This is a genomic window from Hymenobacter nivis (genome assembly GCF_003149515.1).
GTDB lineage: Bacteria > Bacteroidota > Bacteroidia > Cytophagales > Hymenobacteraceae > Hymenobacter > Hymenobacter nivis.
Map to the genome: position 1 here is coordinate 3,049,935 of NZ_CP029145.1, position 25,778 is coordinate 3,075,712.

Sequence of the window (25,778 nt, forward strand, 5' to 3'; positions counted from 1 at the left end):
CCGTTGCGGGCGGGCTTTGCTTTTGGGCCAGGCGGAGCGGTCAAGTCCGCCGCGGCAACCTGGAAGAACGGCTTAGAACGAGTAGCGCAGGCCCAGCTGCCCCTGCCAGCGCGAGGCCAGCTGGTCGATGGCGTAAGTGGCTGGCGAACCGTTGTAGGTGAAAGCCGGGCGGTTGAAAGTGCCGGCACTGTAGGTAGTTGAAATATTACCGGCGGCGTCGGCGAAGGCCACCTGCGAGAGGCCGGTGCCGAGCGTTGAGTTGAAGGTGTTCGGCACGAAGTACTGGCGGCCCCAGTTCTTGTTCAACATGTTGCCCACGTTCACCACGTCGAACGAAATCTGGATGCTGTGACCGGCAGCTACCACGCCGGCGGCGTTGGGCGAGAGGTTGCCCAGGCGGGCTTCCAGCATGAAGCGCACGTCGGCCTGGTCGTTCCAGGGGGTGCGGGCGCCGTTGCGCTCAGCATACGAGCCGCGGCGGGTTTTCAGGTACGGGTCGTTGTCGATGAAGCTGCTCAGGGCCGCATACTGGGCCCCGGAGGCTTCGATGGTGTAGGGCATCGACGAGTTGGCGCGCGAGACCAGCGTAATGTCAGCGGCCGAGCCGGGGATGTAGGCCAGCTGTACGTTCTGCTGGCCGTTGCCGAAGAAGCTGCCAGGGTTGGTATTGTAGACGTAAGTGAACGGCGAGCCGCTGGCGAAGGTCAGCACCGCGGTGGCGTAGGCCGTGAACCGGTCGCCGATGTTGTGGTGCAGGTTCAGGGAGCTCACCACGCGGTGGCGCAGGTCGAAGTTGGAGTAAGCCAGGCCGGGGTTGTTCACGTTCTGGGCGGGGTTCAACTCCCAGTTGCTCTGGGGCGAGTTGCGGATACCGTTGCTGATGTCCTTGCTCTGGCCGTAGGTGTAAGCCACGTTGGCATCAAACACGTTGGCAAACGTTTTGCCTAGCGAGCCCGTGAGCTGGTAGCGGTAACCCTGCTGGGTGTTGGTCAGGAAAAAGGCGTTCGAGAAGCCGTTGTTCACCTTGGTCGTAGAGACCGGCGTGGTGTTGCCAGCCGGAATCGGGTTGGTCGGGAAAGGGAAGCCCGTGTAGCGAGGCGTCTGGGTCGGGCCCTGGGCGAAGTAGGTAGCGTTGTCCACCAGGTTGATGTTCTCAAACTTCACGTCCTGCAACACCTTCGTGTAGAGGCCTTCTACCGAGGCGCGTACGCCGCCGGGCAGCTTCAGGTCGAGGGCCAGCGACGAGCGCCACACCTGCGGCATCTTGAAGTTGGGATCGATGATATTCAGCTCTGTCGTGCTCCGGGCCGAAGCAGGCAGTTGGGCATAAATCTGGTTCGGGTCCTGGTTGAGCAGGTACTTGGGGCCCGTGGTGGAGCCAGCACTAGGCTGGATGTTGTTCAAATCCACCGAGTTGTAATTCGTTGCGTTGTTGTAGTAGGCGTAGCCCAGCCAAGCGAATGGAATGCGGCCCGAAAAGAGGCCCGAGCCGCCGCGCACCACCACGCTCTGGTCACCCTTGGCGTCGAAGTTGAAGCCCAGGCGCGGCGAGAACTGCACTTTGCCCAGCAACTGATTATTCAGGTCCGCCCAATTCGTGTGTTGGTAGGTCTGATTCAGGGTGCGGCTGTCGTTGGTGCTCGTCACGCCATTGGCGGTCACGGCACCAACGTTCACCAGGGCCGTATTCAGCACCGGCGGGGTGGGCAGCGAGGTCAGGTCGAAACGGATGCCGGGCGAAATCTTCAACCGGTCGCTCACCGTCCACTCGTCCTGCAAGTAGGCCGAGTACAAATTGATGTTGAACGAAGCCGAGGGGTTGTTGTAGTTGTTGGCGTAGGTATTGTCGGCAATGTTGTAAGTGCCGCGGATGCGGCTCGGCTGGTCGTTCAGGAACTGGGCCACGTTGTTGTACTCAATGCGGCCGTTCCAGGAGTTGATGAAGCCGTAGTCAACCTTGTACAACTCGTTGTGGGTGCCCAGCGTCAGGGCGTGGGCCCCGGTGTAGTAGGTCAGGTTGTCGGTGATTTCGAAGGTCTTCGTGCGGGTGTTGAAGATGCTCGCCTCGCGGTCGGAGCCCAGCAAAATCTGGTTCGAGCCCAGGTAGCCGTTGTTGGCGTTCAGGCCCACGTTGTTGATTTGCACCGCCGGGAACACGCTGGCCTGCCCGCCCAGCAGCGAGCGGTAGTCGTGGATGTTGGTGTAGCCCAGAATCAGGTTGTTGGAGAGCTTGTTGGTGAAGTTCGACTTCACTTCCAGCACCGTCGAGTTTTGCAGGTTGTTCTGCACAAAGTCCTGCGAGCCAAACTTGAACAAGCTGTTGGAGCGCTCCAGGTTGGTGGCTTCCGACTTCACGTAGTTGTGGCGCAGCGTGATGCTGGTTTTATCGTCCACGTTCCAGTCGAGGCGGCCAAACAGCTTGTTGCTGTTGGCGTAAATGTTGTAATCGCCGTACGCGCCCACGTTGTAGCCATAGGTGTTTTGCAGCTTGCTGGTGATGTCCTGGGCCAGGCCGATGGACACCGGCGAGCCGGGCGCGCCGGCCGCGTAAAACTGAGGCTCGTTGCGGCGGGCAATTTCGTAGTTGCCGAAGAAGAACAGCTTATTTTTGATGATGGCCCCCCCGAGGCGCACGCCTGTCTGGTAGTCGTGGTAGGCCGAGCCAATTTTGGTATCGGCCCCGTCGATGCTGCGGCCCGTGATACCCTGGTTGCGGCCGTAGCCGTACACCGAGCCGTGGAAGTCGTTGGTGCCCGAGCGGGTCACGGCGTTGATGGAGCCGCCGGTGAAGTTGCCCAGCTTCACATCGAAGGGGGCCACCTGGGCCTGGATTTCCTGGATGGCGTCGAGCGAGATGGGGTTGGCGCGGGCCGAGCTGCCGGGCAGGCCGCTGGTACCGCCCTGCCCGCCCAGCGAGGGCGAGAAGCCGATAGCGTCGTTGTTCACGGCCCCGTCGAGGGTGATGTTATTGTAGCGGAACGAGGTGCCGGCAAACGAGCCGTTTGAGGCGCGCGGGTCGAGGCGCGTGAAGTCCTGGATGCTACGCGAAATGGTGGGCAGCTGCTGGATGGCCGCGCGGCCTACGTTGGTGCCGGCGCCGGTTTTGGTGACCTCCGTGTTGCCCACCACCACTACTTCGTTCAGCTGCTGGGCTTCGGTCACCAGCACCACATTCAGGCGGGTGGTGTTGCCCAGGGTCAGGAACACGCCGCCGATGGTCTGCTCCTTGTAGCCCACGTAGGTCACCGTCACGCTGTAGGGCCCGCCGGGGGCCAGGTTCGGGATGCTGAAGCGGCCGTCGGGCTCGGTGCCGGTGCCGCGCTTGGTACCGGTGGGCACGTTGGTGGCCACCACCGTCACACCAATCAGGTCTTCGCCCTTGTCGGAGGTCACCTTGCCGCTTATGGCTGAGGTGGTTACCTGCGCGCGGGCAGTCGTCGTCCAGGCCAGGAGCACGAGCAGCAGGCCACGAAAGAAAACAGTACGGTTGGGGAGCATAAAATGCGGGGTTGGTTTCGGGCACAAAGTTCCGGCCCGCATTTGGCCAATTTCAGGAATCCATGTTGCTTAATCGTTGTGTTATTAACATAGCCTTCATCTAATGGTAACATTGGCCGGGGCCCTACTGGGTCGCCGCCGGGGCCCCAGCCGTACCGATCTTTGCGGCCCACCCGCCGGCCCCCGGGGCCCCGGCCCACCCGCACTGCACCCCTCCCCATGCTTATTTCCATGACCGGCTACGGCCAGGCCCACCGCGAAACCGACGCCTACGCCGCCACCGTTGAGCTCAAATCGCTCAACTCCAAAACCCTCGACCTCACCCTGCGCCTGCCGCGCTTCCTGCTGCCGCACGAGCTCGAAATCCGCAACACCATCACCAAGGAACTGCTCCGCGGCAAGGTCAACCTCGCCCTCGACTTCGTGCGGCCCACCGCCGCCCGCGCCGCCGCCACGCTTAACAAGGAAGCCCTGGTGGCCGCCTTCCACGAGCTGCGCGCCGTGGCCGAGGGCCTGGGCCTGCGCGCCGGCGAGGAGACCCTGCTCGCCGCCCTGCGCCTGCCCGGCGTGGTGCCCAGCGCCGCCGACGCCCGCGACGCCGAACCCGTGGCCGACGACGTGCCGTGGGCCGAGCTCCAGCCGCTGCTGCACGAGGCCCTGGGGGCCCTCCAGCAGTTCCGGCGCGACGAGGGCGCCACGCTCACGGCCGAGATTCTGGGCTACGTGGCCACCATCCGCCAGCAACTGGCCGCCGTTGAGCTGCACGACCCCGCCCGCATTGCCCACGTGCGCCAGCGCTTGCAGGGCCACCTGGCCGAACTCACCAGCCACGAGCAGTTCAACGCCACCCGCTTCGAGCAGGAGGTGCTGTACTATATAGAGAAGCTCGACATTGCCGAGGAGAAGGTGCGCCTCGCTGCCCACCTCGCCTACTTCGAGCAGGCCGCCCACCAGCCCGACGAGGCCGTGGGCAAAAAGCTCGCCTTCCTGGCCCAGGAAATCGGCCGCGAAATCAACACCATCGGCTCAAAGGCCAACGACGCCACCGTGCAGCACCTGGTAGTGGGCATGAAGGAAGAATTGGAGAAAATAAAGGAACAATTGAACAACATTCTCTAGGCCCGCACCGGCCGACGCCGAAGTCGGTTAAGCGATTGTTAAATCGTAAAAATATACTTGCATTATTCAAGGTAAATAATGCATATTCAACATATTAATCACTGGCAATAAACCGTTGTTTATTGTTGCTTTTAAATGATGATTTAAAACGTAATAGGCTTTATTCAAGCAAATTGGCCATATTTAGTTAAATAGCTTGCACTGTGCGGGTAAGCGGTTTTTGGACCCCCGGGGCGGGGCGGGCAAATCGGGCATTTTTTGTTTTACCAGGATTTGGTAATTTTACGCAAGGGCTTTTATATTTCATCCCCGCCCGCTCCCCTCCGTAACTCCACCCGAACCCCCAGTCCCATGAAATCCACACTTTTACTCTGCTTCCTGGGCCTCTTTTTGATGGCGGCCCGGCCCGCGTCCGAAATCGAGTTGATAAAAAAACACGTGCTCAGCGAACGGGTGGAAATCCTCATCCCCAAGGGCTTCGAGGTGATGAGCGAGCAGCAAATGGACTTTAACTACGCCAAGGCGCAGAGCCGCCCCAGCGTCATTTTCACCAACAACAACCTGGTGAGCCTGGCCTTCAACTACTCCGACAACGAGGCGGACCAGGACATGGTGGACGTGTACGCAGCCACGTTTGCCAAAACCTACCACAAGCAGTACAAAGACGCTACCTGGTTCGGCGACGGCGTAAAAAACATCAACAACCACAAGGTGGGCTACCTCGAGTTCATGAAGCCCGAAATGGGCCACCAGGTGTACACACTGGTGTTCTTCACCGACGTGCAGGGCAAGCTAATGATCTGCACCTTCAACTGCGCCGACCGCCAGAAGCCCGAGTGGGAGCCCGTAGCCAAACAAATCATGCTCTCAGTAAAAGCCAACACCGAAGCCGGCAAATAACCCGCCCGCCTTCGCGCTAAACGCAAAAAGCCCCTCTGCCATTAGCAGAGGGGCTTTTTGCGTTATTACCCAGAATCCTTCCTGATTCGTGTTGAGCAATTGCAGAACGGAGTGGCACTCCACTTCCGAGCGAACGCAGAACGGAGTACCATTCCGTTCTACAGTTGGGACTTGCCTAAACCGGCTATACCCAGGCGGCGACCGGGCGGCGACGGGCCAGCACGGCGGCCAGCACCAGGGCCAGCAGGGCCCCGATGCTGTCGCCGAGCAGGTCCGACCATTCGGCGTGGCGGCCCTGGGCCATGAGGTATTGCAGCACTTCGATGAGGGCCCCGAAGGCGACGCAGCCGGCCAGTACCACCGCGGTGGCCTGCTGGGCCAGCACCGGCCAGCGGCGCTGCCGCCGCAGCGAAAACCAGCTGAGGGCGGCCAGCACCCCAAACACGCCCGCGTGGGCGGCTGTGTCGAAGGAAAGCAGCTCCCAGACGGGCGTAACGGGCATATCGCGGGCCGGCGTGAGGGTGAGCAGCAGCATGAACGCGGCCCACAGCAAGGGCAGCGCGGCGTAGGGCCGGCGGGCCGGCGGCAACGGAGTCGGCATCAGTAGCGGAGGGACTGGGGGGCCCTAAGCGCCCACCAGCTCGCCGTAGGCCTCGGCGCTGAGCAGGCCTTCGAGCTCGGCGGGGTTGGCAATGGCGATTTTCACCATCCAGCCGTCGCCGTAGGGGTCCGAGTTCACGGTCTCGGGGGCGTCGGCCAGCTTGGAGTTCACCTCCAGCACGGTGCCGGTGATGGGGCTGAACAGGTCGGACACCGTTTTCACGGCTTCCACGGTGCCGAACACATCGTGCTGGGCCACGTCCTTGTCAACGGTGTCAATGTCGACGTACACGATGTCGCCCAGCTCGCGCTGTGCGTGGTCGGTGATGCCAACGATGGCCACGTCGCCTTCCACGCGAATCCATTCGTGGTCTTTGGTGTAGTGCAGGGTGGTGGGCAGGGTCATCTTTAGGTATGAATTGTGAGTTATGAATTATGAGTTGGAGCGATGGGCCCCGGGGCTTTGCAGCAGTAAGCACGCAATCTGCTCTCAAAAGTAGAGCCGGCAGGCGTAGCCCGCCCGTCTTCCGCCCTCATTTTAACTACAATCAACTCATAATTCATAACCCATAATTCATAATCATCACTGCGTCAGACTGTAGCGCAGCAGTAGGCCGCCTTCTGTAGTGGCGTTGCGGAAGGCATTGCTGACGCGGGGCGTGGTGATGGTTTGGGTGTAGTAGAACTGGAGGTTGAGGCGGGTGTTGAGCAGGTAATCGACGGTGGGGCGCAGCTGGAACGTGCGCGCGCCGTTCACAATCTGGCTGCTGGGCGTGCCTACGCTGGCGGGGGTGAGCAGGGTGGCGTTGGCGGGGTCCACGTTATTCACGATGCTGCGCTGAATGGTGGTGTTGTCGTTGATGCTCAGGTCGAGCTTCACGTTGAGCGTGTTTTTCAGCACCCGCTGCTCGCCGCCCACCCGGAAGGGCAGCTTCAGGCCGGCGGTAACGTAGCCGAATCCTATTACCAGGGCCGTGGTGTGCAGCTCCGTCACCTGGGCGTTGGTGGTGTTCAGGCTCAGCAGGCGGTCGGTGCGGTACTCCACGCGGCCGGTTACCTTGTTCAGGGTCTGGAAGTTCACCCCAATCAGCGGGGCCAGGTGCTCCACGATGCTCACCTGCCCGATGACGTAGTACGGGATGTACTGCCCGGTGGCGCTAGCGCGGTTAGGGAAGTCCAGGTCGTTGTTGGTGTAGAGTGTGGAGGACGTGTAAGAGCCCACGTTGTAGCTCGAATTATAGGCGTGGTTGAGGGTAAAGGAGGCGAAGTAGTCGCGGAAAAACGGCAGCTGCGAGAGGCCGTTGTAGCCAATGTTCCAGTTGGGCAGGGGCAGTTGGTCAAAGAGGTTGAATTTCTTGGCCTGGTAGCTGTTCGACGACCGGCCGTGGTAGGCGTCGATAAAGGCCGGGATGAGCACGTCTTGCGAGTTGTAGCTATAGGCCCTCAGCGGCGTGTTCAGGCCCGTGTTCTGCGCATCGGCCGCCGCTTGCAGCCGGGCCTGGATGGGGCCACGGTTGTCTACGAACCGCGCAAAAGCTTTGGACACCTCCCCGTTGGCGCTCAGGTCGTTGAACAGCGTGTTGATAGTGATGGTGCTGGTACTGAACGAGCCCGACGTGAGGGACTGGGCTAGCTTCGGGTCCAGAATCTTGTTGCCCGCCGGATCGCGGGCGGCCAGCAGGCTCAGCGTATCAAGCTGGTTGCGGTAGTAGGCTTCGCTATTTTGTACCTTCTGCCGGCGCGCATCCACCTGGATGAGGAAGTCGCGGAACGGCTCCAGGGTGGTACGCAGGGTCAGGTTTTCGGTCAGCAGGCTGCTAAACGGGGTGTTCAGGTACTCGCTGCTGCCGGTGTACCAGCCGTTGCGGTTGGCGTAGTCGTAGAGGTCGCGCAGGTCGTACTGCTTGCCGATGACGAACGGGATGCCCGGAGCCAAGATACCGGATTTCCGGTAGTCGGTGAGGCCGAAGGCCGTGGTGCCGGGCAGGTAGCCGGGTAGCAGCGTGCCGCTGGAGCGGGCGTAGGTGAAGTTGAGCGAGCGGGCCGTCATCAGCGAGCGCAGCACGGCCTTCACGGCCCGCACCAGCACGGGGGTGGTGTCGCGGGGGGCGGCGGCGTCGGGCTTAGGGCGGGTGCCAGCGGCGTCGGGGGCCCCGGGGGCGGGCGGCGCGGGGCGCGGGGCCGGCGGCGGGGCGTTGTTAATGATATTCAGGAACCGCACCTTGTTGTAGAGCTTTACCAAATCGATGCGGCCGTTGGCGCTGATTTCGGCGTTGTTCTGGATAGTGTTGCCCAGCGCCAGGGCCACGGTGGTCGTGTCGGTGGGGTCGGCGGTGCCGTTCGATAAAAGTTTCGGATTGGGCGAACGCAGGGCCGTGGAGGCCGCCTGCCAGGTGTAGTTGGCCGCGTAGCGCACGTCAGAACTCAGCCAGTCGGTGAGCGGAAACTTGTCGAGCGGCAGGCGGTAGGTGGCCGCGATTTTCTGGAAGAAGTTGGTGGTGCGGCCCCCGGTCAGCAGGTTTTGGCGGATGAGCGTGCGGTTGTTGAGGGCCTCCTGGCTGGTGCCGATGGAACGGCCCACGCCCTCGTCAATCACGCCGCGGTTGGTGGCGGTGTAGTCGATGGTCAGGGCCTTGGTCAGGGCCCAGCTCAGGTCGTAGATACGGTTGATGTAGAACGACTTCTGGTACACGCCGGGGATGCCGAACGTGCTGGGCACCTCGCCGGGGTTCACCACGCGCTGCAAAAACCGCTCGTTGTAGCGCCGGTCCAGGTCGATGCGGAAGGCGAAGCGCGAGGGCAGCGGCGTGAAGTTCACCTGCTGCAAGAACTTCAGGTAGGGGTTGCTCAGGACCTTTACCTGAGCGAAGGGCATGTAGTTTTTGGGCGTGGTTTGGAAGGTGTAGGCCGCCGCCGCCTGAAACGAGCGGGAGTAGTCGCTGGCGGTGCGCACGTCGGAGTGCTGGCGCTCGGCGATGGAGTAGCTGAGGGCAATGTTCTCAATGTCCCAGGGCTTGGGCTGGCGCGGCGGCGCGGCGGGGCCCCCGCCGATGGGCGGGGCGGCCACCACCCGCTCCTTGCGCACGTTCAGCAGCGAGAGGCTGCGGGTGGTGGTCATGTCAATCACCTTCTTGCTGTAATCGGCGCGGGCGTTGGCATCGGTAAATTTCTCCAGGCTCTGGCGCAGCTTGGTGTCGGGGTCGAGGGGGTCGTACTCGGGGGCCCGGCGCTCGGCGCCTACTTGCAGCAGCACCGGCACGCGCAGGTGCAGCTGGGCGGGCAGCAGCTTGTCGGCGGCCACCACGGCGTTCAGGTCGCCGCGCAGCACGTCGTCGAGCGAGCGTTGCTGCACCTTGTCCTGCAAGCCGCCGAAGCCGATGCTGGTGAAGCTGCCGGTGGCCGTCACGGTGGCCAGGTCGGCCAGCTTCACGTTCATCCGGGCGTTGGCGGCGTAGCCGGCCTGCTGCTCAAAGTCGTACACCCGCAACTCATCGGCCCACATGCTCACGCTCTTAGCGCCCACATCGGCCGAGGTCGGGTTCAGAATGCCAATCATGCAGCCCTGCACGGTCGAAAAGTCGGGGTTGCCCACCACCGTCACGGTAGCCCCGCTGGGCAGCGTCACGGTGAAGGGTACCAGGTAATTGGGCGGCGACTGCTTGTTGCGCAGCGACTTGGCATCGATGAAGTCCTGAAACGCCACGTCGATATTGTTGGCCACGGGCCACACGTCGGACTGCGTAGTTTGGCCGGCCCGGGTCACCACCAGCGGCACTGAGTACTCGTAGTAGTTCTGGGTGTAGTCGGTGCCGATGCGCACGAAACCGCGCACGTCACCGTCTTTAATGTTCGGGTCGTCGGAGTCAGCGTGCAGGTACATGCGCAGGCGCTTATAGCGCAGCATGTTCACGGTCAGGTTTTTGTAGGCCGCTTTGGCGTAGCCGTCGCTGAGGCCCGTCACCGACAGGCGCAGGCTCTGCTCGTTCTGCACCCGCGCCACGGCCGAGCTGCCGTACTCGGTGTCGCGGATGATGTTGGGCGGCGTCACGTACGGAATGGCGCCGGGCGTGGCCGACTGCCCGTTTTCCTCCACGCTCACCGTGGAGATGCTGAAGGCCCGCGCGTCGGTAGTGATGTTGACCGGCAAGTTGCTCTGGGCCTGCGCGATGGGGTAGTTGTAGCGGCGCCACTGGTTGGCCACGAACTGCGGCTGCACCAGGCGCAGCACCACCGGCTGCTGCCAGCCGGTCATGTACATGCGGATGAAGCGGATGGACTTGTAGCCGAAATCCGTGGTGCTGGTCGCGCCGTTCATTACAATGCGCTGGTTGGGGTCGCGGATGGGGATGCGGAACTGGTACCACGTTACCGACTCGCCGCCGCTGCCGGTAATGGGCGGCGTCGTCACCTTGTCGATGATGTAGTTCTGGCCCACGTTCAGGGCGGTGGTGCTGCCATTGGGCCCCAGCGGAATGCTGTACTCGTGGTACTGCTCCACGTCCTGAATCACGTTGTCACGGTTCAGGTCCTCCTTATCGGGGTAGGCCGTGGACGTGGCCTGGCTGCCCTCGGGCGAGTTGCCCTCGTAGCCGTTGTAGTTCTTGTAGCGGCCCAGGATTTTGACGTTGTTGGCGTCGTAAAAGCCGTCGAGGTGGTAGCGGAAGTCGTCGGCGGCCGGGTCGGCAAACGAGCTGTAAATGCCCGCAATATTGCTGCCCGCCTGCGCCACGAGGGCCTGCTCGGCCACGTCGTTCAGCCCATCGAGGCCCACGTCCTGCACAGCCCGGGCCCCCGGCGCGGCCGAAAACGCATCGGTCAGGAACGGCACCTTGCCCACCCGGCCCCAGATGGTGCGCCGGGCCAGGCCGGTCGTGTCCGTCAGGTCGGGCGTGGGCAGGCCGTTCTCAAACTCGTGCTGGTTGCTGTCGCGCAGCAAATCTTCGCTCACATTGCCGAGGTTGATGACCAGCCGGCCGCCGCTGGTATTGTTAGTGGGCGGGTTGCTGGAGTCGTTCACCTTACCGTTGGTGCCGGGCAGAAACGGGTCCAGCATCCAGAACTCCAGGTATTCGATGTTGGCGTTGTCGAAGTCGGTGTCGAACGTAATGCCCCGCGAAATACCGCCGAAGCGGTTTTCAGGCAGGTTGGCCCCGGTATTGTCGGCGAAGTGCTGGCCGTCGGTCTGGATGTTGGGCGTGTAGTTGTAGGGCCCCCGCTCGCCGGGGAAGTAGGCCATGTCGAAGGTGTACTCGTAGCCGTTGCCGGTGGCGCCCAGGTCCTTGTTCGGGAACACCTCGTTGCGCGGAATGCCGCGGGTATAGTGGTTACTGAGCGATAAGTCGCCGGCGATGTTGGCCGGCACGCTGGGGCCCCCGGTGTAGTAGGTCTGGTCCACGGTGTACCAAGCTAGCTTGGCGCGCTGGTAGTTCACGCTTAGGTCGGTGGCCCGCGAGATGGTGGCCGGCGTGGTGGCCAGGCGCCAGGCCGGAATGGCCGTGAGGCCCCCCAGGGTGTAGGGCGTGCGGGCGTTCTCAAAGTCGTCGACGTAGCTGGTGCCGTTCTCGCCGCTGCCCAGCTGCGACTTGCCGGCCAGCAGCTTGGCAAACTCGCCGCTGAAGGCAAAGGTCGAAATCTCCTTGGTCGAGTAAAACGGCAGCCGGTCGAGCAGCTTGGTCAGCACCCGGCTGTCCTTGCGGATGCTGCCATCGACGCCCACGATGCTGTTGTTGGCCGGCTCGTCGCCGATGTTCACGCGGTTGATGCCGGGGGCCTGGTTTTCGAGCAAGTACAACGCCGTGCCGCCCAGCGTCACGTCCCGGTTCATGCGGTAGTCGAAGCGCGTGCCCACCAGGCGGCGCGGCTGCACCTGCACCAAGGCGTTTTTCTCGAAGGTGATGCGCAGCTCGTTGGCCGAGGCCAGGTACGACGGGTTCAGGATTTTCACCTTCGCCTGGTCGTAAAACACCTGGTAATCGGTGCCTTCCGTGAGCAGCGTCGAGCCCGAAAATACCCGCACCGAGCCCTGCGCCACGCCAATACCCGGCAGACTAATCTCGTCGGTGGTGGTGCCCTGGTAGCGGCCGCGCAGGTAAAACTTGTCCTTTTCCTGGCGCTGCTGGGCATCGCTCTGGGTTTGGGTGTACAGCTCGTTGTACACGTATTTCTGGAGCAGCGCGCGCTCGTTGGCCGCGTTCGCGCCCGGGGTCACGCCGGTGGTATCGAACTGCGCCCGCAGGTAGTCGCCGAAGGGCTGCACGCTGGGGAAAATGATGCGGCCCAGCTCGGGGTTGACGGTGACGCCCGGGAAAAAGTCGAAGTTGCCGTCCGGGTTGCGGTCGTTGTTGGGGTTCACCCGGTCCAAGCCCAGCACCTGAATCAGGGGGGTGTTCTGAATCTTCGCCCCTTCCTTGAGCGAAATCAGGTCGACGCCCGTCACGTCGTCTTTGTAAATAATCTGGAGCTGGAAATTATCGCGGTTGAGCTGCGTGGTATTCAGCGAATACACGTTTTTCATCATTAGGTCCCAGGTCGGCGTGTTGCGCGTGGGGGGCCCCGGGGGCACCAGCGGGTCGGGCCGGGCCGTGGGCAGCGTGCCGATGCCGGGGTTGGTGGCGCGCAGCAGCTTGAGGAAAATCACCTGGTCGGCGCTCACCGTGCCGTAGTCCTGCACGGTTTCGCCCACCTTGTAGGTGCGCCCGTTGTAGATGTAGGAGTAGCTCACGCCCAGGGCCTGGTCGGGCAGCAGGGTCGTGTTCAGCGACACGTAGCCCAGCTCGGCGTTGAAGGTGTACTCGTTGGGGTCGAGCTTGCGGGCCCGCACCCGCTCGTAATCCAGGTTTTTGGCCAGGCCCAGGCCGGCCAGGTACGAGTCGGCCGTGAGGTCGTTGCGGGCCTGGGCCCCGCCGCTCACCAGGGCGGCGTACTCCAGGTTGGCCTTGTTTTCGGCTGGCGTGCGCCCCGTGGCGTTGCGGCTGGGGTCAAGGAACCGCTGGCGGTAGAAGCGCAGCGGCTCGGCAATATCCATCAGGGCCACCACGTTGCGCAGGCTGGCGGTGGTGCGGTTGTCGTTGGTCACGTACACTTCCAGCTGCGTCACCTGCACGCCGCTCTGGATGGTGGGCAGGTTGCGCAGGGCCTGGTCGTAGCGCTCGCGGAAGTAGTGCGACAGGAAAAAGTGCTTGTCCTTCTCGTACTGGCTGGCCTTCAGCTCGAACTGCCGGCTCTGGGCTCCGTTCTGCACCCGCACCTCGTCGGCGGTGCCGCGCACGGTGGCGGCCACGGCCGTCACGCCCAGCCGCCCAAATTGCAGCTGGGCCTTGGCCCCGAACAGGTTTTGGCCGCCCTGCACCAGCGAGTTGCCCAGCGGCAGGCTCACGTTGCCCAGGTCAATTTTGCGGATGATGTCGGTTTCCTGCCCCGAGTAGTCGAACTTCATCTGGTTGTCGAAGTCGAACGAGGCCTTGGTATCGTAGTTGAACGCCAGTTTGAGCTTCGTCCCGACCTGCCCGGTCAGGTTGATGTTCATGCTCTGGTCGAAGATGAAGTCGCCCACCCGCTGCTGGCGCAGGGTCAGGGCCGGGTTTTCGTTCACGTTGAACTTTGCCCCCGCCTTGATGCTGACCGCGCCCGCCGGCCGGATATCCACGTAGCGCCCGCCAAAAATCCGGTCGCCTACGGGCCCCAGGTCAATCTTCGGAATTAGGCGCTGGGCCTGCGGCGTACCCGCCGCCACGGCCGGCCCCGTGATGCCGCCCCGGGCCCGCTCGCGGTAGTAGTTGCGGATGGCCTGGCGCTGCTGAAACTGTTCGTATTCTTTGTACGTGAGCCGGCTCGGGTCGCGGTAGTCAATGGCCTCGCCCACTTTTTCCTGCACGTCGAAGTTGCGCAGGCTGTCGTCCACGGCCACCTTCAGCTTCACGTTGGGGGGCAGGGGCAGCACCAGCGGCGACTCGCGCCGCTGCTGGCCCAGGGGGCTGCCCGGCCGGTCGCGCGCCCCCACCCGCGGCCGGCGGCTGGGCTTGTACACGGTATCGGCCGGCGCGTAGCGAGCGGCATCGGCCACCGCCAAGGCGCTGGAAGCCAAGGGCCACGCGTGGGCAGGGCGCCGCGCCAGCGGGCCGGCCTGGGCCCACCACGCCAGCAACGACGCCATCACAACTACCGACGGAGAGAGTAATTTACGACCGGGTTTCAAGCAGAATAAAGGTTGGGCAGCGGCCGCGCGCCGGGGGCCCGGGCCCGCCAAAACGGCCCCCGCAACCCCAGCGCGCACAAGAGTAATTATCCAACGAGCACCTCGCCGGCCGAGAGGGTTGCTTTGGCGGGGCCCCGCCAAATACTTCCCGCCAAGGCCTAGTGCGACTTCAAAGCAAACTTAATCATTTCCTCCACCGTCAGGCCGGGGCCGTGCTTTTGGGCAATTTGGTCCAGGTTCTTCTCGGCAGTAGCCCGGGCAAAGCCCAGGGTTACCAGGGCCTGCAACGCTTCGGCGCGCTGGGTATTGTGCTGGCGGGCCAGCGGCACGGTGTCCACGCCGGCCTTGGCCAGCAGCTCGTCTTTGCGCAGCTTGTCCTTTAGCTCCAGGATGACGCGCTGGGCCGTTTTGGGCCCCACGCCCTTGATGCTCTGGATGGTCTGCACGTCTTCGTGCACGATGGCCTCGCGGATTTCACCCACGCTCATACTGCTCACCATCACAATGCCCGTACCCGGCCCGATGCCCGACACCGAAATCAGGAGCATGAACAGCGCCTTTTCGGCCGGGTCGAGGAAGCCGTACAGCGTTTGGCCGTCTTCCTTGATGTGCTGGTAGGTGTAAATCTTGGCCGGGGCCCCTTCGGCCGGCAGCTTCGAAAACGTGGCCAGCGAAATCCGGACTTCGTAGCCCACGCCGCCCAGGTCCATGATGGCCTGCGTGGCGTCTTTGTAGGCCAGCTTGCCGTCGAGGTAAGCAATCATAAAAACCGTAATTTGGAAAGGAAGGCCCCGCGAGGGGGTTTTTACTGTCCAAATTTACTAAACTTTCATGCGAAAGTCCGATGCGTGGGGCCCCGGCGCAGGGCAGCCCGCGCCGGCCTCGTCCAACCACCCACCGGTTCCGGCCAGAAACTGCCAAACCGCTGCTTCGAGTAGCTCCGGCGGCGGCGGCGGCCAAACCAGCGGTGCACGAACCCGGGGCCCTTGTTCGGCAGCCAGCCGCCCGGCCACCTTTGCCGCAAGCGCGTTTGGTTTGTCCCCCAGCCTATGGGTTCCTCTGAAAAGAGAAACCCCAACGTTAGGATACGCCGGGGTTTCAGAAGTGCGGGGGTTTTAGTGCAACCTCCTTACTTCGAGTCAAATGGGATGTTGAAAAAAGCGTCTTATTGGGGTTTGCGAGTGGGATAGGTAAAGCCCTCTGGGCTTTGCTGCTCGCTTTCTTACTCCGGTAGTTGGCAAAGGGCCGGGGCCAGAGGTTCGGTCCTTCGTTTTTACCGATGCAAATACAATGGCTTTAACGGACTTGGTGACGGTGGCGTTGTTGGCTTTGTCAATCCTAAACGACTTGCGCAGGCCCATCAGCACCGGGCCGATGAGTCCGACGCCGCCGGTCAGGCCACCTTCTTGGCGGCGATGTAGTCGTTCACGACTTGCTCCAGGATTTCCAGCGGCAGGGCCCCGTTTTTCAGCACCACGTCGTGGAAGTCGCGCAGGTCGAATTTGGGCCCCAGCTGCTGCTTGGCGCGCTCGCGCAGCTCCAGAATCTTCAGCATCCCCATTTTGTAGGCGCAGGCCTGGCCGGGCATCACGATGTAGCGCTCCACTTCGGCCTCCACGTCGGAGACGGCCATGCCCGTGGTCTGGCGCATGTACCGAATGGCCTGCTCGCGCGTCCAGCGCTGGTCGTGGAGACCCGTGTCGACTACCAGGCGAGTGGCCCGGAACAGCTCGGCGCGCAGACCACCCAGCCGGTCATATGGGTCTTTCTCAAAGCCCAGCTCCGCAGCCAGCCGCTCGGCGTAGAGGGCCCAGCCTTCGACATAAGCGGTGAAGGGCACCAGGGTGCGAAATGTAGGCAGCCCCTTCAACTCCTGCGCCACACCGATTTGGAAGTGGTGGCCCGGAATGCCTTCGTGGTAGGCCAGCGTGCGCATGCCAAACTTGGGGGTGGCCTTCACATCGTAAAGGTTGGCGTAGAACGTACCGGGGCGCGAGCCGTCGAGGGCCCCCGGCTCGTAGTACGCCCCGGCCGACGTTTTTTCCTTGAACACCGGCACGCGGCGCACGTCCAACTTGGCCTTGGGCCGGGTGCGGAAGGCGCCGCTCAGGCCCCCGTCTACTTCGGTGAGGATGGTTTGGTAATCGGCCAGAATCTGTGCCCGGCCCGCGTCGGTGTCGGGGTACAGGAAGCGCGGCTCTTCGCCGAGGCGGGCCAGGGTGGGGCCCACGCTGTCGGCCCCGGGCACCTTTTGGGCTTGCAGAATGGCCCGCATTTCGGCCGTGATGCGCGCCACTTCGCTCAGGCCGATGGCGTGAATCTGGGCGGCGCTGAGATTGGTCGTGGTGTTGCTGCGCAGGCAGTAAGCGTAGTACGCCTTGCCGTCGGGAAATTTCCACACCCCCGCGTCAGTGGTAGAGCGCGGGCGCAGGGCCGCGAAGTAGGCTATCAGCTGCCGGTAGGCCGGGTACACGCTACCCGTAATCTGACGCTGGGTTTCAGCCAGCAGTTCGGTTTGGGCCGCCGCATCCAGCCCGTCGGCCTTTTTGAGCTTTTCCGCAAAGGAGGTGTACAGGATGCTTTGCGCGGGCGGCTGCGCCACGAGGCCCGACATCTCGGCTAATACCTTGTCAATGACGAACGTAGGCGGTACCACGCCGTGCTGCTCCCGTACTTTCAGGCCCTCCAGCACCTGCGCAAATTTCACTTTCACCGCCGCCAGCCGCTCGTTGTAGTAGTCGGCATCGCGGCGGTTGTGCACCTGGTGCACGTTGGCCATGAAGCCGGGAAACTCGTTCTGCACCCCGAACATTTGGCTGACGGGGTAATTGTCGTAGCGGAAAGCCGCACCGTCCGCCGCGTTGGTCATGTACCAATCAAGCACCCGGTAATTGAGGCGGTCCTGGCCGCGCATCCCGGTGGTGTCGTAGCGGTGCAGGGTAGTTAGGTCGTCGCGCAGGCGGGCCAGCTGCCGGGTAGTTTCGGCCTCCGAGGCATCGTCCAGCTTGCGGTTGTGGCCCTGAATGCCCACGCCTTCCACTAGCCGCAGCCGCGACAACAACTCGGGCGAGTCGAAGGCAATCTGCGCGAACACCCGCTCATAAAAGGCCCGAATGAAAAAGGGCTTGAACCAAATGGTGTTGATGACCAACACAATCAGCACCAGCAACAGCGCAGCCAGGGTGCGGAGGATAATCTTTTTCATACCGCAAAATAAACAGGATATGGCTATATCCAGGATTGTTTTTACCCTTTCCTGGATATAGCCCCGGGGCCCTACCTACATGCCCTTACCGCTCGACTGCGCATCGACCACGGCAATGGCGGCGATGTTCACAATGTCGCGCACCGAGGCGCCCAGCTGGAGGATGTGCACCGGCTTGCGCATCCCCATCAGCACCGGGCCGATGAGTTCGGCGCCACCGATTTCCTGGAGCACTTTGTAGGCGATGTTGCCCGATTCCACGTTGGGGAACACAAGGGTGTTGGCGCCTTTTTCGGCCAGCGGGCTGAAGCTGTAGTGCTCCTGTAGCAAGCCCGGGCTCAGGGCCACGTTGGCCTGCATCTCGCCGTCGAGGAGCAGGTCGGGGTAGCGGGCTTTGGCCAGCTCGGTGGCGCGGCGGGTTTTTTCGGGCAGGGCCCCGGCGTTCGAGCCGAAGTTGGAGTAGGAGACGACGGCGATGCGCGGCTCGTTGTCGAAGAAGCGCACGGCCCGGGCCGTGAGGCCAATTATCTCCACCATTTGCTCGGCGGTGGGGTCGATGTTCACCGTGGTATCGGCGAAGAAATAGGGCCCCCGCTTGTGCTGAATGATGTACATCGACGACACGCGCTTCACCCCGTCCTCGGTGCCAATGACTTGCAGGGCCGGGATGATGCTCTTGCCGTAGTCCTTGGTGAGGCCGGTGATGCAGGCATCGGCCAGGCCGGTTTCTACCATCATGGCGGCGTAGTAGTTGCGCTCACGCATCAGGCGGCGGCCTTCGTAGAGCGTCATGCCGCGGCGCTGGCGCTTCTGGTACAGCAGCTGGGCAAACTCAGCGCGGCGCTCATCCTCTTTAAGAATGTTGACGATTTCGCAGCCCTCCAGGTCGATGTTGTTGGCGCGGGCAATTTCCTCAATCTTCTCCTGGGGGCCCAGCACGATGGGCCGGGCAATGCCTTCGTCGCGCAAAATCTGGGCCGCCTTCAGCACTTTGTAGTTGTCGCCTTCGGCAAACACCACCCGCTTGGGCCCCGACTTGGCGGCGCTCGTGATGCGGTTCATCAGCTTCTGGTTGCCGCCGAGGCGGGCGTGGAGCTGCTCGCCGTAGGCCACCCAGTCGGTAATGGGCAGGCGGGCCACCCCGCTTTCCATCGCTGCCCGCGCCACCGCCGGGCTCACGGTGGTGATGAGGCGCGGGTCCAGCGGCTTGGGAATGAGGTAGCTGCGGCCGAAGGCCAGCGTGTTGTCGCCGTAGGCGCGGTTCACCATGTCGGGCACGGGCTCGCGGCTCAGCTCGGCCAAGGCGTGCACGGCGGCCAGCTTCATGGCTTCGTTGATTTCGGTGGCCCGCACGTCCATCGCCCCCCGGAAAATGTAGGGGAAGCCGAGCACGTTGTTCACCTGGTTGGGGTGGTCGCTCCGGCCGGTGGCCATGATGAGGTCGGGCCGGGTGCCCATGGCCAGGTCGTACTCGATTTCCGGGTTGGGGTTGGCCAGGGCAAACACGATGGGGTCGGCGGCCATTGCGAGCAGGTACTCAGCCGGCAGCACGTTGGCCGCCGACAGGCCCAGGAACATATCGGCCCCCACCAGGGCCTCGCCCAGGTTGTTGAGCCGGCGCGTGGTGGCGAACTGCATCTGGATGGGCGCCAGGTTGGTGCGCCCTACGTGGATGAGGCCGTCCTTGTCGAACACCACTACGTTCTCCTTTTTCAGGCCCAGGGCCAGGTACAGGCGCAGACACGACACGGCCGCCGCCCCCGCCCCGCTCACCACCAGCTGGATTTCGTCAATCTTTTTGCCCACCAGCGCCAGCGCGTTCAGCAGCGCCGCCGCCGTGATGATGGCCGTGCCGTGCTGGTCGTCGTGCATCAGCGGGATGTTCATCTGCTCGCGCAGGGCCGTCTCAATCTGGAAGCACTCGGGGGCCTTAATATCCTCCAGGTTGATGCCGCCGAAGGTGGGCTCCAGCGCCTTCACGATGCGGATGAACTCGTCGGGGTCGGTGGCGTCAATCTCAATATCAAAACAATCCAGGCCGGCAAACTTCTTGAACAGCACGCCCTTGCCCTCCATCACCGGCTTGCTGGCGGCGGGCCCGATGTTGCCCAGCCCCAGCACCGCCGTGCCGTTGCTGATGACGGCCACTAGGTTACCCTTGGCCGTGTACTTGTACACGTCGTCGGGGTTGGCGGCGATGGCCAGGCAGGGCTCGGCTACGCCCGGCGAGTAGGCCAGTGCCAAATCGAGCTGGGTGCTAACGGGCTTGGTGGGCACCACCTCAATTTTGCCCGCGGGGCTCTGCGAGTGGTAGTTGAGGGCATCCTGCTTGTTGATTTTCAGCATGGGTTGGAGCGAATCGGATAACGAAAGTAGCTTTGGTTTTCCTTGTTCGCTCATACCCACGGCTTCATGAATCATTCGGACGACGTTTCTCAGATGGCTAAATCAAAGCAAACAGCTGTCAAGGTAATTTATGAAAGCTTTAAAGTTCTTAAGGAAGCCGGGGGTGAATTGGCTGGGCGCGAGGTGCGTGAGCGCTTGCGCAACCGCCTGAATTTTTCGGACTGGGAAACCGAAGTTTCCGCTAAGACCGGTTATCTGCGCTGGGAAGCTATTTTCTCTTTCTACTCGGTTGATAGCGTGAAAGCAGGTTTTTTGCGCAAAAACAAGGGCGCTTGGTACCTGACGACCGAGGGCGAGAAAGCTATGCAGCAAGGCCCGATTAAGCTGTTCAATGCCGCAACCGCCGCGTACCGTAAATGGGCGGCTGATAATAAACCCGGCAAGGCAACGGAAGAAATCCCTACCGTGGCGGCTGAGCAATTCAAAAAAAGCCTGACAGACTTGGAGGACGAAGCTCTGGTAGGCATCACAGAGTTTATTGCGGCCAAAAACGCTTATGAGTTTCAAGACCTTGTGGCGGCCTTACTGCGGGCAATGGGTTATTACACCCCATTCGTAGCACCCCGGGGTAAAGACGGTGGCATTGATATAATGGCCTACCAAGACCCCCTGGGCACCACTGCACCTAGAATCAAAGTGCAGGTCAAACACAAGCCGATGGCGGCCGTGCCCGTGGATGACATCAGTAGTTTGAAGGGCATTATCAGCCGCGAAGGTGAAGTAGGCCTTTTTGTAACTTCTGGCCGCTTCACCGGCGACGCCGAGTCGTTCGCCCGGTCAGCCGACGTGCATATCCGGCTAATTGACCTCAACGATTTTGTGGCGCTGTGGCAAGAGTTTTATAAAAAGCTCAACGACGAGGAGAAAACCCTATTACCCCTTCACCCCATCTATTTTTTGGGTCGCGACGAGTAAGTCAGCCCTGTGGCACTAGCAGCTTTTGCCCCAGCTTCACGTCGTCGGAGGTGAGGTGGTTGAGGCGCCGCAACACCGCCACGCTCACCCCAAAGCGGCGCGAAATGTTGTAGAGCGTATCGCCGGGCTGCACCCTATGCGTCTTGGGTACTGCGGCGAGGGGCGCGGGCGCGGCCTTTGCCGGGGCCCCTGCCGGCGCCCCGAAGCGCAGGCGCTGGCCGGCTTCCACGGTTTCAGCGTCGAGGTGGTTCCAGGCCACGAGCTGGGCCACGCTCACGCCGCGCGCCTGGGCCAGTTTGGTCAGGTTGTCGCCCCGCCGCACTACGTAGCTGGCAGTAGCCGTGGGCGTTGGCTCCACTTCGGCGGCCGTGTCCCGCGGCCGGGCGGCAGCCTCCGCCGGGGCCCGGCGCAGCTTGGGCGCGGGAACTGCGGCTACTTCCGCAGGGCCCCTAGGGGCCGCTTCGTTATTAGCCAAGAGGGTTTCAGTAGCGGCAGTTTCGACCGAAGCGGACGCTAGCACCACCGGCTCGGCGGGCTTGCGCCCGGCCAGCGCGGCCGTGGTTTTAGCCAACGCGGCGGCCTGCACAGCGGCAATCCGGGCCTGGGCATGCTGAACAGCCTCCTGCCGCTGGCGTACCTTGGCCAGGCGTACGGCTTGCTGCTGCTCCTGCGCAGCCACGGCGGCCACGCGGGCCACTTCCTGGGCATTAGCGGCGGCTAGGGCCTGGCGGGCTGCTACTTGCTCCACCGAGGGCAGGGCGCGGGCGGGGCGCGGGGCGGGCACGGCGACGGCCGCTACCACTACCGGCGGCCGCGCGGCGGGCAGCGGCACCAATACCACCACGGTGCGGCCTGGCTTCAGCAGCTGCTTCTTGGTCAGCTCGTTCCAGCGGCGGAATTGGGCGGGGCTCACGTCGAACCGCTCGGCCAGGCCGGCCACGGTTTCGCCCCGGCGCACCACGTGGCGTACCCGCCGGACGCGCGGCACGGCGTTATCGTCAGCAGTCGCATCGGCCAGCAGCGGGGCGGGACGGTTCCAGGGCTCCACGCCGTCGAGGCGCGGCGGCAGGAAGGCTAGTGGCTGGGGCAGCGCAGCCAGCGGCTGGCAAAAGGCCAGCAGCGTGGCCCGGTCGGCCCCGCCGAAAGCAGCACGGGCCGTGGCCGGGTAGCGCACCACGTAGGGCCGGTAGCCGGCCGGCAGCCCGGCCCGGAACAGCTCGGGGTTGTAGCGAATGAGGTAGGTTGAGTCCGCATAGCCGCAGGCCACGCTCAGGCGGTGCAGGTCGAAAGCCTGGCCGCGCAGGCCCAGCGTATCCAGGGCCTCGGCGCGCTGGTAGGCCAGCTTGTCGGAGTGCAGGCCGTGCTGCTGGGCATACTTCATGCTGTACATCACGGCCGTGAAGGTGGGCACGTAGTTGCGCGTTTCGGCGGGCAAGTTCGGGTACAGGTCCCAGAAGGTTTTTTTGCCGGTGCGGCGCATCACCCGCTGCACGTTGCCCGCGCCCCAGTTGTAGGCGGCCAGCACCAGCTCCCAATCGTGAAATACGCCGTAGAGGTAGCGCAGGTGCTTGCAGGCGGCTTCGGTGGCTTTTTCGGGGGCCATGCGCTCGTCCACCCACTCGTCGCGGCGCAGGCGCAGGTCGCCGGCTGTAGGCCCCATGAACTGCCAGAGCCCGGTGGCCCCTACCTGCGATTTGGCCGTGGGAATCAGCGACGACTCCACCACGGCCAGGTACTTGAGATCGGTAGGCAGGTGGTACTGCGCCAGGTATTTCTCGAACAGTGGGAAGTACAGGTTTTCGCGCTCCAGCACCCGCTGCGTGTAGTCGCGCTTGCGCACCGTAAACAGGGTGATGTAGGCCATCACCGCGTTGTTGAACTGGTGCGGGGCATCGGTTTCGATGCAGCTCATCCGGTCGCCCACGAGGTCGCGCACGGTGGGCGGGGTTTGCAGCCAGGCAAGCCGCACCGAGTCGACGGGCACGACGGACAGCATAGCCAGCGAGTCGGGCAGCAGCAACACCGGCACCTTCGTGGTATCGGCGGAGAGGGGCGGTAGCTGCTGGGCCCCAGCGGCCACGGGGGCGGCCAAAGGCAGGGCCAGCGCCAGCCGCCGCCACAGGCGGCCGGGCCGAAACGCCAGGGTACGTCCTTGCTTCATATTGCCGAAGGTATAGAAAAACCCTGTAAATCCCAGCGTTTTTCCTAAAGTATTACTTCATCCGGTACACACAACGTGTTCAGCTACCGGCCGGAATCTTCGTCAATACGGAAACCCAGCGGCGCGGTTACGCTTCGGCTTCGGCCGGCACCAGCTCGGTAGCAAAGGCCAGCAGCTCGGCTTCGCGGAAGGCCCCGGCCATCACTTGCAGGCCCATCGGCATTCCTTCGGCATCTTCGCCCATGGGCACCGAAATGGCCGGCACGCCCGCCAGCGAGGCCTGCACCGTGAAAATATCGGCCAGGTACATGCTCACCGGGTCCTGCTTTTCGCCGATGCGGAAGGCCGTGGTGGGCGTGGTAGGCAGCACCAGAAAGTCGTATTGGCGCAGCAATTCGTCGGTCTTTTCCTTGATGAGGCGGCGCACGCGCTGGGCCTTGGTGTAGTAGGCGTCGTAGTAGTTGGCGCTGAGCACAAACGTGCCAAGGATAATGCGCCGCTGCACCTCCGGGCCGAAGCCCTGCGACCGGCTCTTCTTGTAGAGCGACTCCAAATCCGTCACGTCGGGGGCCCGGTAGCCGTACTTCACGCCGTCGAAACGGCTGAGGTTGGAGCTGGCTTCGGCCGTGGTGAGGATGTAGTAGGTCGGAATCATCACGTCGAGGTAATGGAAATCGACCGGCTCCACTACGTGGCCCAGGCCACGCAGGCGGTCCAGTTGGCCTTCGAGGGCGGCTTTGATTTCGGGGTTCAGACCCTCGTTATCGATGGCATCGGCGATGTAGCCGATGCGGTAGTGGCCGGCTGGGGCCAGCAGCTGGCTATAGGCGGGCACTTCGCGCTGGCTGGCGGTGCTGTCCATACCGTCGGGGCCCGCCATCACCTCCAGCAGCAGTGCGGCGTCTTCCACTGAGCGGGTCAGGGGCCCTATCTGGTCGAACGACGAGGCAAAGGCTACCAGCCCGTAGCGCGAAATGCGCGAGTAGGTAGGTTTCAGACCAATAACGCCGCAAAAGGCTGCGGGCTGGCGCACTGAGCCGCCGGTATCGGAGCCGATGGACGCCAAGCACATATCGGCCTGCACGGCCACGGCCGAGCCGCCAGACGAGCCGCCGGGCACCCGGTTGGGGTCGGCGGCGTTGCGGGCCGGGCCGAAGTATGAGCTTTCGTTGGAGCCGCCCATGGCGAACTCGTCGCAATTCTGGCGGCCGATGAGGATGGCGTCGGCGTCGAGCAGGCGCTGCACGGCCGTGCCAGTGAAGAGCGACTTGAAGCCGTCGAGCATCCGGCTGCTACTTTGCAGCGAATGGCCAGCGTAAGCTAGCACGTCTTTCAGGCCAATGACCATGCCGGCCAGGGGCCCGGCGGTACCGGCGGCGCGCTTGGCGTCCACGGCATCGGCTTGGGCGCGGGCCTCGTCGGGCCACACTTCCAGGAAGGCGTTGAGGTGCTGCTGCCGCTCGATGTTACCGAGGTAATAGTCAACGAGCTGACGGCAGGACGTGGTGCCCGCCGTCAGCTCGCGCTGAATTGCCGAAAGAGAACTGAAACGCTTCAAACTACTCGCAATTATTTGAGGGGTACTTAAACGCTGGGCGGGCTGTAGGGCTGCCGGGGCTGGGTGCCCTCGGGGGCCAGGTTGGGCGGCAGCACGGGGGCCACGTAGGGCTGCTCGGCGGGGGCCTCGGCTACCGGGTGCGGCTCGTAGCCTTGGGCGGGCTGGGCGGCGTAGGGGTCGTGCGGGGCCCCATTCTGCGGCGGGAAATTGGGGTTGTAGCCGGGGTTGGGGTTGTAGCCGGGGTTCGGGTTGTAGTTCGGATTGGGGTTGTACGGCGGCTGGGGCTGCTGGCCGGCGCGCTCGAACTCGTTGCGGATTTCGCTGCTGGCATCCTTAAACTCGCGGATGCCCTTGCCCAAGCCCCGGGCTAGTTCCGGGATTTTGTTGGCCCCGAAGAACACGAGGATGACGACCATGATGAGGATCAGCTCGGAGCCGCCGATGTCACCGAGAAATAAAAGGGGCTGTTGCATGGGTTTTAATTAAGATTATAGCGAATGAATAACCAGGCATGGGGCCCTAGCTCAGCTGCTGGCTGGGGTCGTTGGGGTTGCGGGCCGGCGGGGTAGGCTGCTGGTAGCCGGGCTGGTCGGGCTGCGGGTACTGGGGCTGGTAGCCGTTGGGCGGCTGCTGGTAGCCGTTTTGCTGCTGCGGGTAGCCGTTTTGCTGCGGGTAGCCCTGCTGCGGATAGCCCTGCTGCGGATAGCCCTGCTGGGGGTAGCCTTGCTGCGGATACTGGGGCTGGTAGCCGTTGGGCTGCTGGGGATACCCCTGGGGCGGATAGTTCTGCCCGCTGTTGTCCTGCGGATACGGCGCCTGGTCGCGGTACGCGGGCGGGGTTTCCTTGGTCGCGTCCTTAAATTCACGCACCCCCGACCCCAGGCCTTTGAACAGCTCCGGGATGCGCTTGGCCCCGAACAGTAGCACAATCACGAAAACGATCAACAGCAGCTCGCCGCCGTTGGGAATACCGAGCAGAAACAAGGAATTAAGCATAGGAGAAGGGCCGCTTGGCCCGGTAGAGGGTTGAGTAGAACGCTATACGCAGTCCGGGCCCGGCTGGATGGCAAAGGTACCGCATCGCCTGCGGTTGTGCGGCGCAGCCCCCAATAATTTGGTGGGGCCGGATGGGAAGTTGGCCGGGCGCTGGGGCCCCTTGATCGGATTATTAAATACAGCACTGATTTAGTAACGTAGTTTGTTTTTTATTAATGCCCGCCTT

General features: G+C 63.1%; 13 protein-coding genes and 1 pseudogene. 3 read left to right on the forward strand and 11 right to left on the reverse strand.

Annotated elements, in window-relative coordinates; all coding sequences use genetic code 11:
• Positions 1 to 72: 72 nt before the first annotated feature.
• A complete protein-coding gene (locus tag DDQ68_RS13560) occupies positions 73 to 3,498 on the reverse strand; it encodes a TonB-dependent receptor (RefSeq protein ID WP_109656775.1) in 3,426 nt (1,141 codons plus the stop codon).
• A gap of 219 nt (positions 3,499 to 3,717) precedes the next feature.
• Here DDQ68_RS13560 and DDQ68_RS13565 point away from each other — a divergent pair, with 219 nt between their 5' ends.
• Both DDQ68_RS13565 and DDQ68_RS13570 read left to right on the forward strand, forming a co-directional pair.
• Positions 3,718 to 4,617, forward strand: a complete 900-nt coding sequence (locus DDQ68_RS13565; protein WP_109656776.1) for a YicC/YloC family endoribonuclease — start codon at positions 3,718 to 3,720, stop codon at positions 4,615 to 4,617.
• 351 nt (positions 4,618 to 4,968) lie between these two features.
• Complete coding sequence (locus DDQ68_RS13570; protein WP_162550103.1) at positions 4,969 to 5,517, forward strand: hypothetical protein; 549 nt, start codon at positions 4,969 to 4,971, stop codon at positions 5,515 to 5,517.
• Positions 5,518 to 5,701: 184 nt separating this feature from the next.
• Here the strand turns inward: DDQ68_RS13570 and DDQ68_RS13575 are convergent, their stop codons facing one another.
• The 6 genes from DDQ68_RS13575 to DDQ68_RS13600 form a co-directional block, all read right to left on the reverse strand.
• Complete coding sequence (locus DDQ68_RS13575) at positions 5,702 to 6,118, reverse strand: VanZ family protein (protein WP_109656778.1); 417 nt, start codon at positions 6,116 to 6,118, stop codon at positions 5,702 to 5,704.
• 24 nt (positions 6,119 to 6,142) lie between these two features.
• A complete protein-coding gene (gene gcvH / locus DDQ68_RS13580; RefSeq protein ID WP_109656779.1) occupies positions 6,143 to 6,523 on the reverse strand; it encodes a glycine cleavage system protein GcvH in 381 nt (126 codons plus the stop codon).
• Positions 6,524 to 6,700: 177 nt separating this feature from the next.
• Positions 6,701 to 14,269, reverse strand: a complete 7,569-nt coding sequence (gene sov / locus DDQ68_RS13585; RefSeq protein ID WP_109656780.1) for a T9SS outer membrane translocon Sov/SprA — start codon at positions 14,267 to 14,269, stop codon at positions 6,701 to 6,703.
• Positions 14,270 to 14,469: 200 nt separating this feature from the next.
• Positions 14,470 to 15,075 (reverse strand): Holliday junction branch migration protein RuvA, encoded by a 606-nt coding sequence (gene ruvA / locus DDQ68_RS13590; RefSeq protein ID WP_109656781.1) that lies wholly within the window; start codon positions 15,073 to 15,075, stop codon positions 14,470 to 14,472.
• Positions 15,076 to 15,704: 629 nt separating this feature from the next.
• Positions 15,705 to 17,516, reverse strand: coding sequence for a DUF885 domain-containing protein (locus tag DDQ68_RS13595; RefSeq protein ID WP_109656782.1), 1,812 nt, complete (start codon positions 17,514 to 17,516; stop codon positions 15,705 to 15,707).
• A 75-nt stretch (positions 17,517 to 17,591) separates the two neighbouring features.
• Positions 17,592 to 19,862 carry an NADP-dependent malic enzyme gene (locus DDQ68_RS13600; protein WP_211320149.1) on the reverse strand — a complete coding sequence of 757 codons (2,271 nt, stop codon included), beginning with the start codon at positions 19,860 to 19,862 and terminating at the stop codon, positions 17,592 to 17,594.
• Positions 19,863 to 19,904: 42 nt separating this feature from the next.
• On the opposite strand from DDQ68_RS13600, the gene DDQ68_RS13605 reads away from it, so the two are divergent.
• Positions 19,905 to 20,837, forward strand: a complete 933-nt coding sequence (locus tag DDQ68_RS13605) for a restriction endonuclease (RefSeq protein WP_211320150.1) — start codon at positions 19,905 to 19,907, stop codon at positions 20,835 to 20,837.
• A gap of 1 nt (position 20,838) precedes the next feature.
• Here the strand turns inward: DDQ68_RS13605 and DDQ68_RS13610 are convergent, their stop codons facing one another.
• From DDQ68_RS13610 to DDQ68_RS23940, 4 genes and pseudogenes are all read right to left on the reverse strand, one after another.
• The gene (locus tag DDQ68_RS13610) at positions 20,839 to 22,998 is read right to left on the reverse strand and encodes a LysM peptidoglycan-binding domain-containing protein (RefSeq protein WP_109656784.1); all 2,160 of its coding nucleotides are present in this window, start codon (positions 22,996 to 22,998) and stop codon (positions 20,839 to 20,841) included.
• Positions 22,999 to 23,125: 127 nt separating this feature from the next.
• Positions 23,126 to 24,556: an Asp-tRNA(Asn)/Glu-tRNA(Gln) amidotransferase subunit GatA gene (gene gatA, locus DDQ68_RS13615; RefSeq protein WP_109656785.1), complete on the reverse strand. Its 1,431-nt coding sequence runs from the start codon at positions 24,554 to 24,556 to the stop codon at positions 23,126 to 23,128.
• Positions 24,557 to 24,582: 26 nt separating this feature from the next.
• Positions 24,583 to 25,029, reverse strand: a complete 447-nt coding sequence (locus DDQ68_RS24440; RefSeq protein ID WP_109656786.1) for a Sec-independent protein translocase subunit TatA/TatB — start codon at positions 25,027 to 25,029, stop codon at positions 24,583 to 24,585.
• 367 nt (positions 25,030 to 25,396) lie between these two features.
• Positions 25,397 to 25,552 (reverse strand): annotated as a pseudogene (locus DDQ68_RS23940) (Sec-independent protein translocase subunit TatA/TatB); the annotation flags it as partial.
• Between the last annotated feature and the right edge of the window lie 226 nt (positions 25,553 to 25,778).

Bases quoted from the DNA above. Each gene is read 5' to 3' on its own strand.
- DDQ68_RS13610 (WP_109656784.1), bottom strand. From the start codon at position 22,998: ATGAAGCAAGGACGTACCCTGGCGTTTCGGCCCGGCCGCCTGTGGCGG.
- DDQ68_RS24440 (WP_109656786.1), bottom strand. From the start codon at position 25,029: ATGCAACAGCCCCTTTTATTTCTCGGTGACATCGGCGGCTCCGAGCTG.
- ruvA (WP_109656781.1), bottom strand. From the start codon at position 15,075: ATGATTGCTTACCTCGACGGCAAGCTGGCCTACAAAGACGCCACGCAG.
- DDQ68_RS13575 (WP_109656778.1), bottom strand. From the start codon at position 6,118: ATGCCGACTCCGTTGCCGCCGGCCCGCCGGCCCTACGCCGCGCTGCCC.
- DDQ68_RS13560 (WP_109656775.1), bottom strand. From the start codon at position 3,498: ATGCTCCCCAACCGTACTGTTTTCTTTCGTGGCCTGCTGCTCGTGCTC.
- DDQ68_RS13595 (WP_109656782.1), bottom strand. From the start codon at position 17,516: ATGAAAAAGATTATCCTCCGCACCCTGGCTGCGCTGTTGCTGGTGCTG.
- sov (WP_109656780.1), bottom strand. From the start codon at position 14,269: ATGGCGTCGTTGCTGGCGTGGTGGGCCCAGGCCGGCCCGCTGGCGCGG.
- DDQ68_RS13600 (WP_211320149.1), bottom strand. From the start codon at position 19,862: ATGCTGAAAATCAACAAGCAGGATGCCCTCAACTACCACTCGCAGAGC.
- DDQ68_RS13570 (WP_162550103.1), top strand. From the start codon at position 4,969: ATGAAATCCACACTTTTACTCTGCTTCCTGGGCCTCTTTTTGATGGCG.
- DDQ68_RS13565 (WP_109656776.1), top strand. From the start codon at position 3,718: ATGCTTATTTCCATGACCGGCTACGGCCAGGCCCACCGCGAAACCGAC.
- gcvH (WP_109656779.1), bottom strand. From the start codon at position 6,523: ATGACCCTGCCCACCACCCTGCACTACACCAAAGACCACGAATGGATT.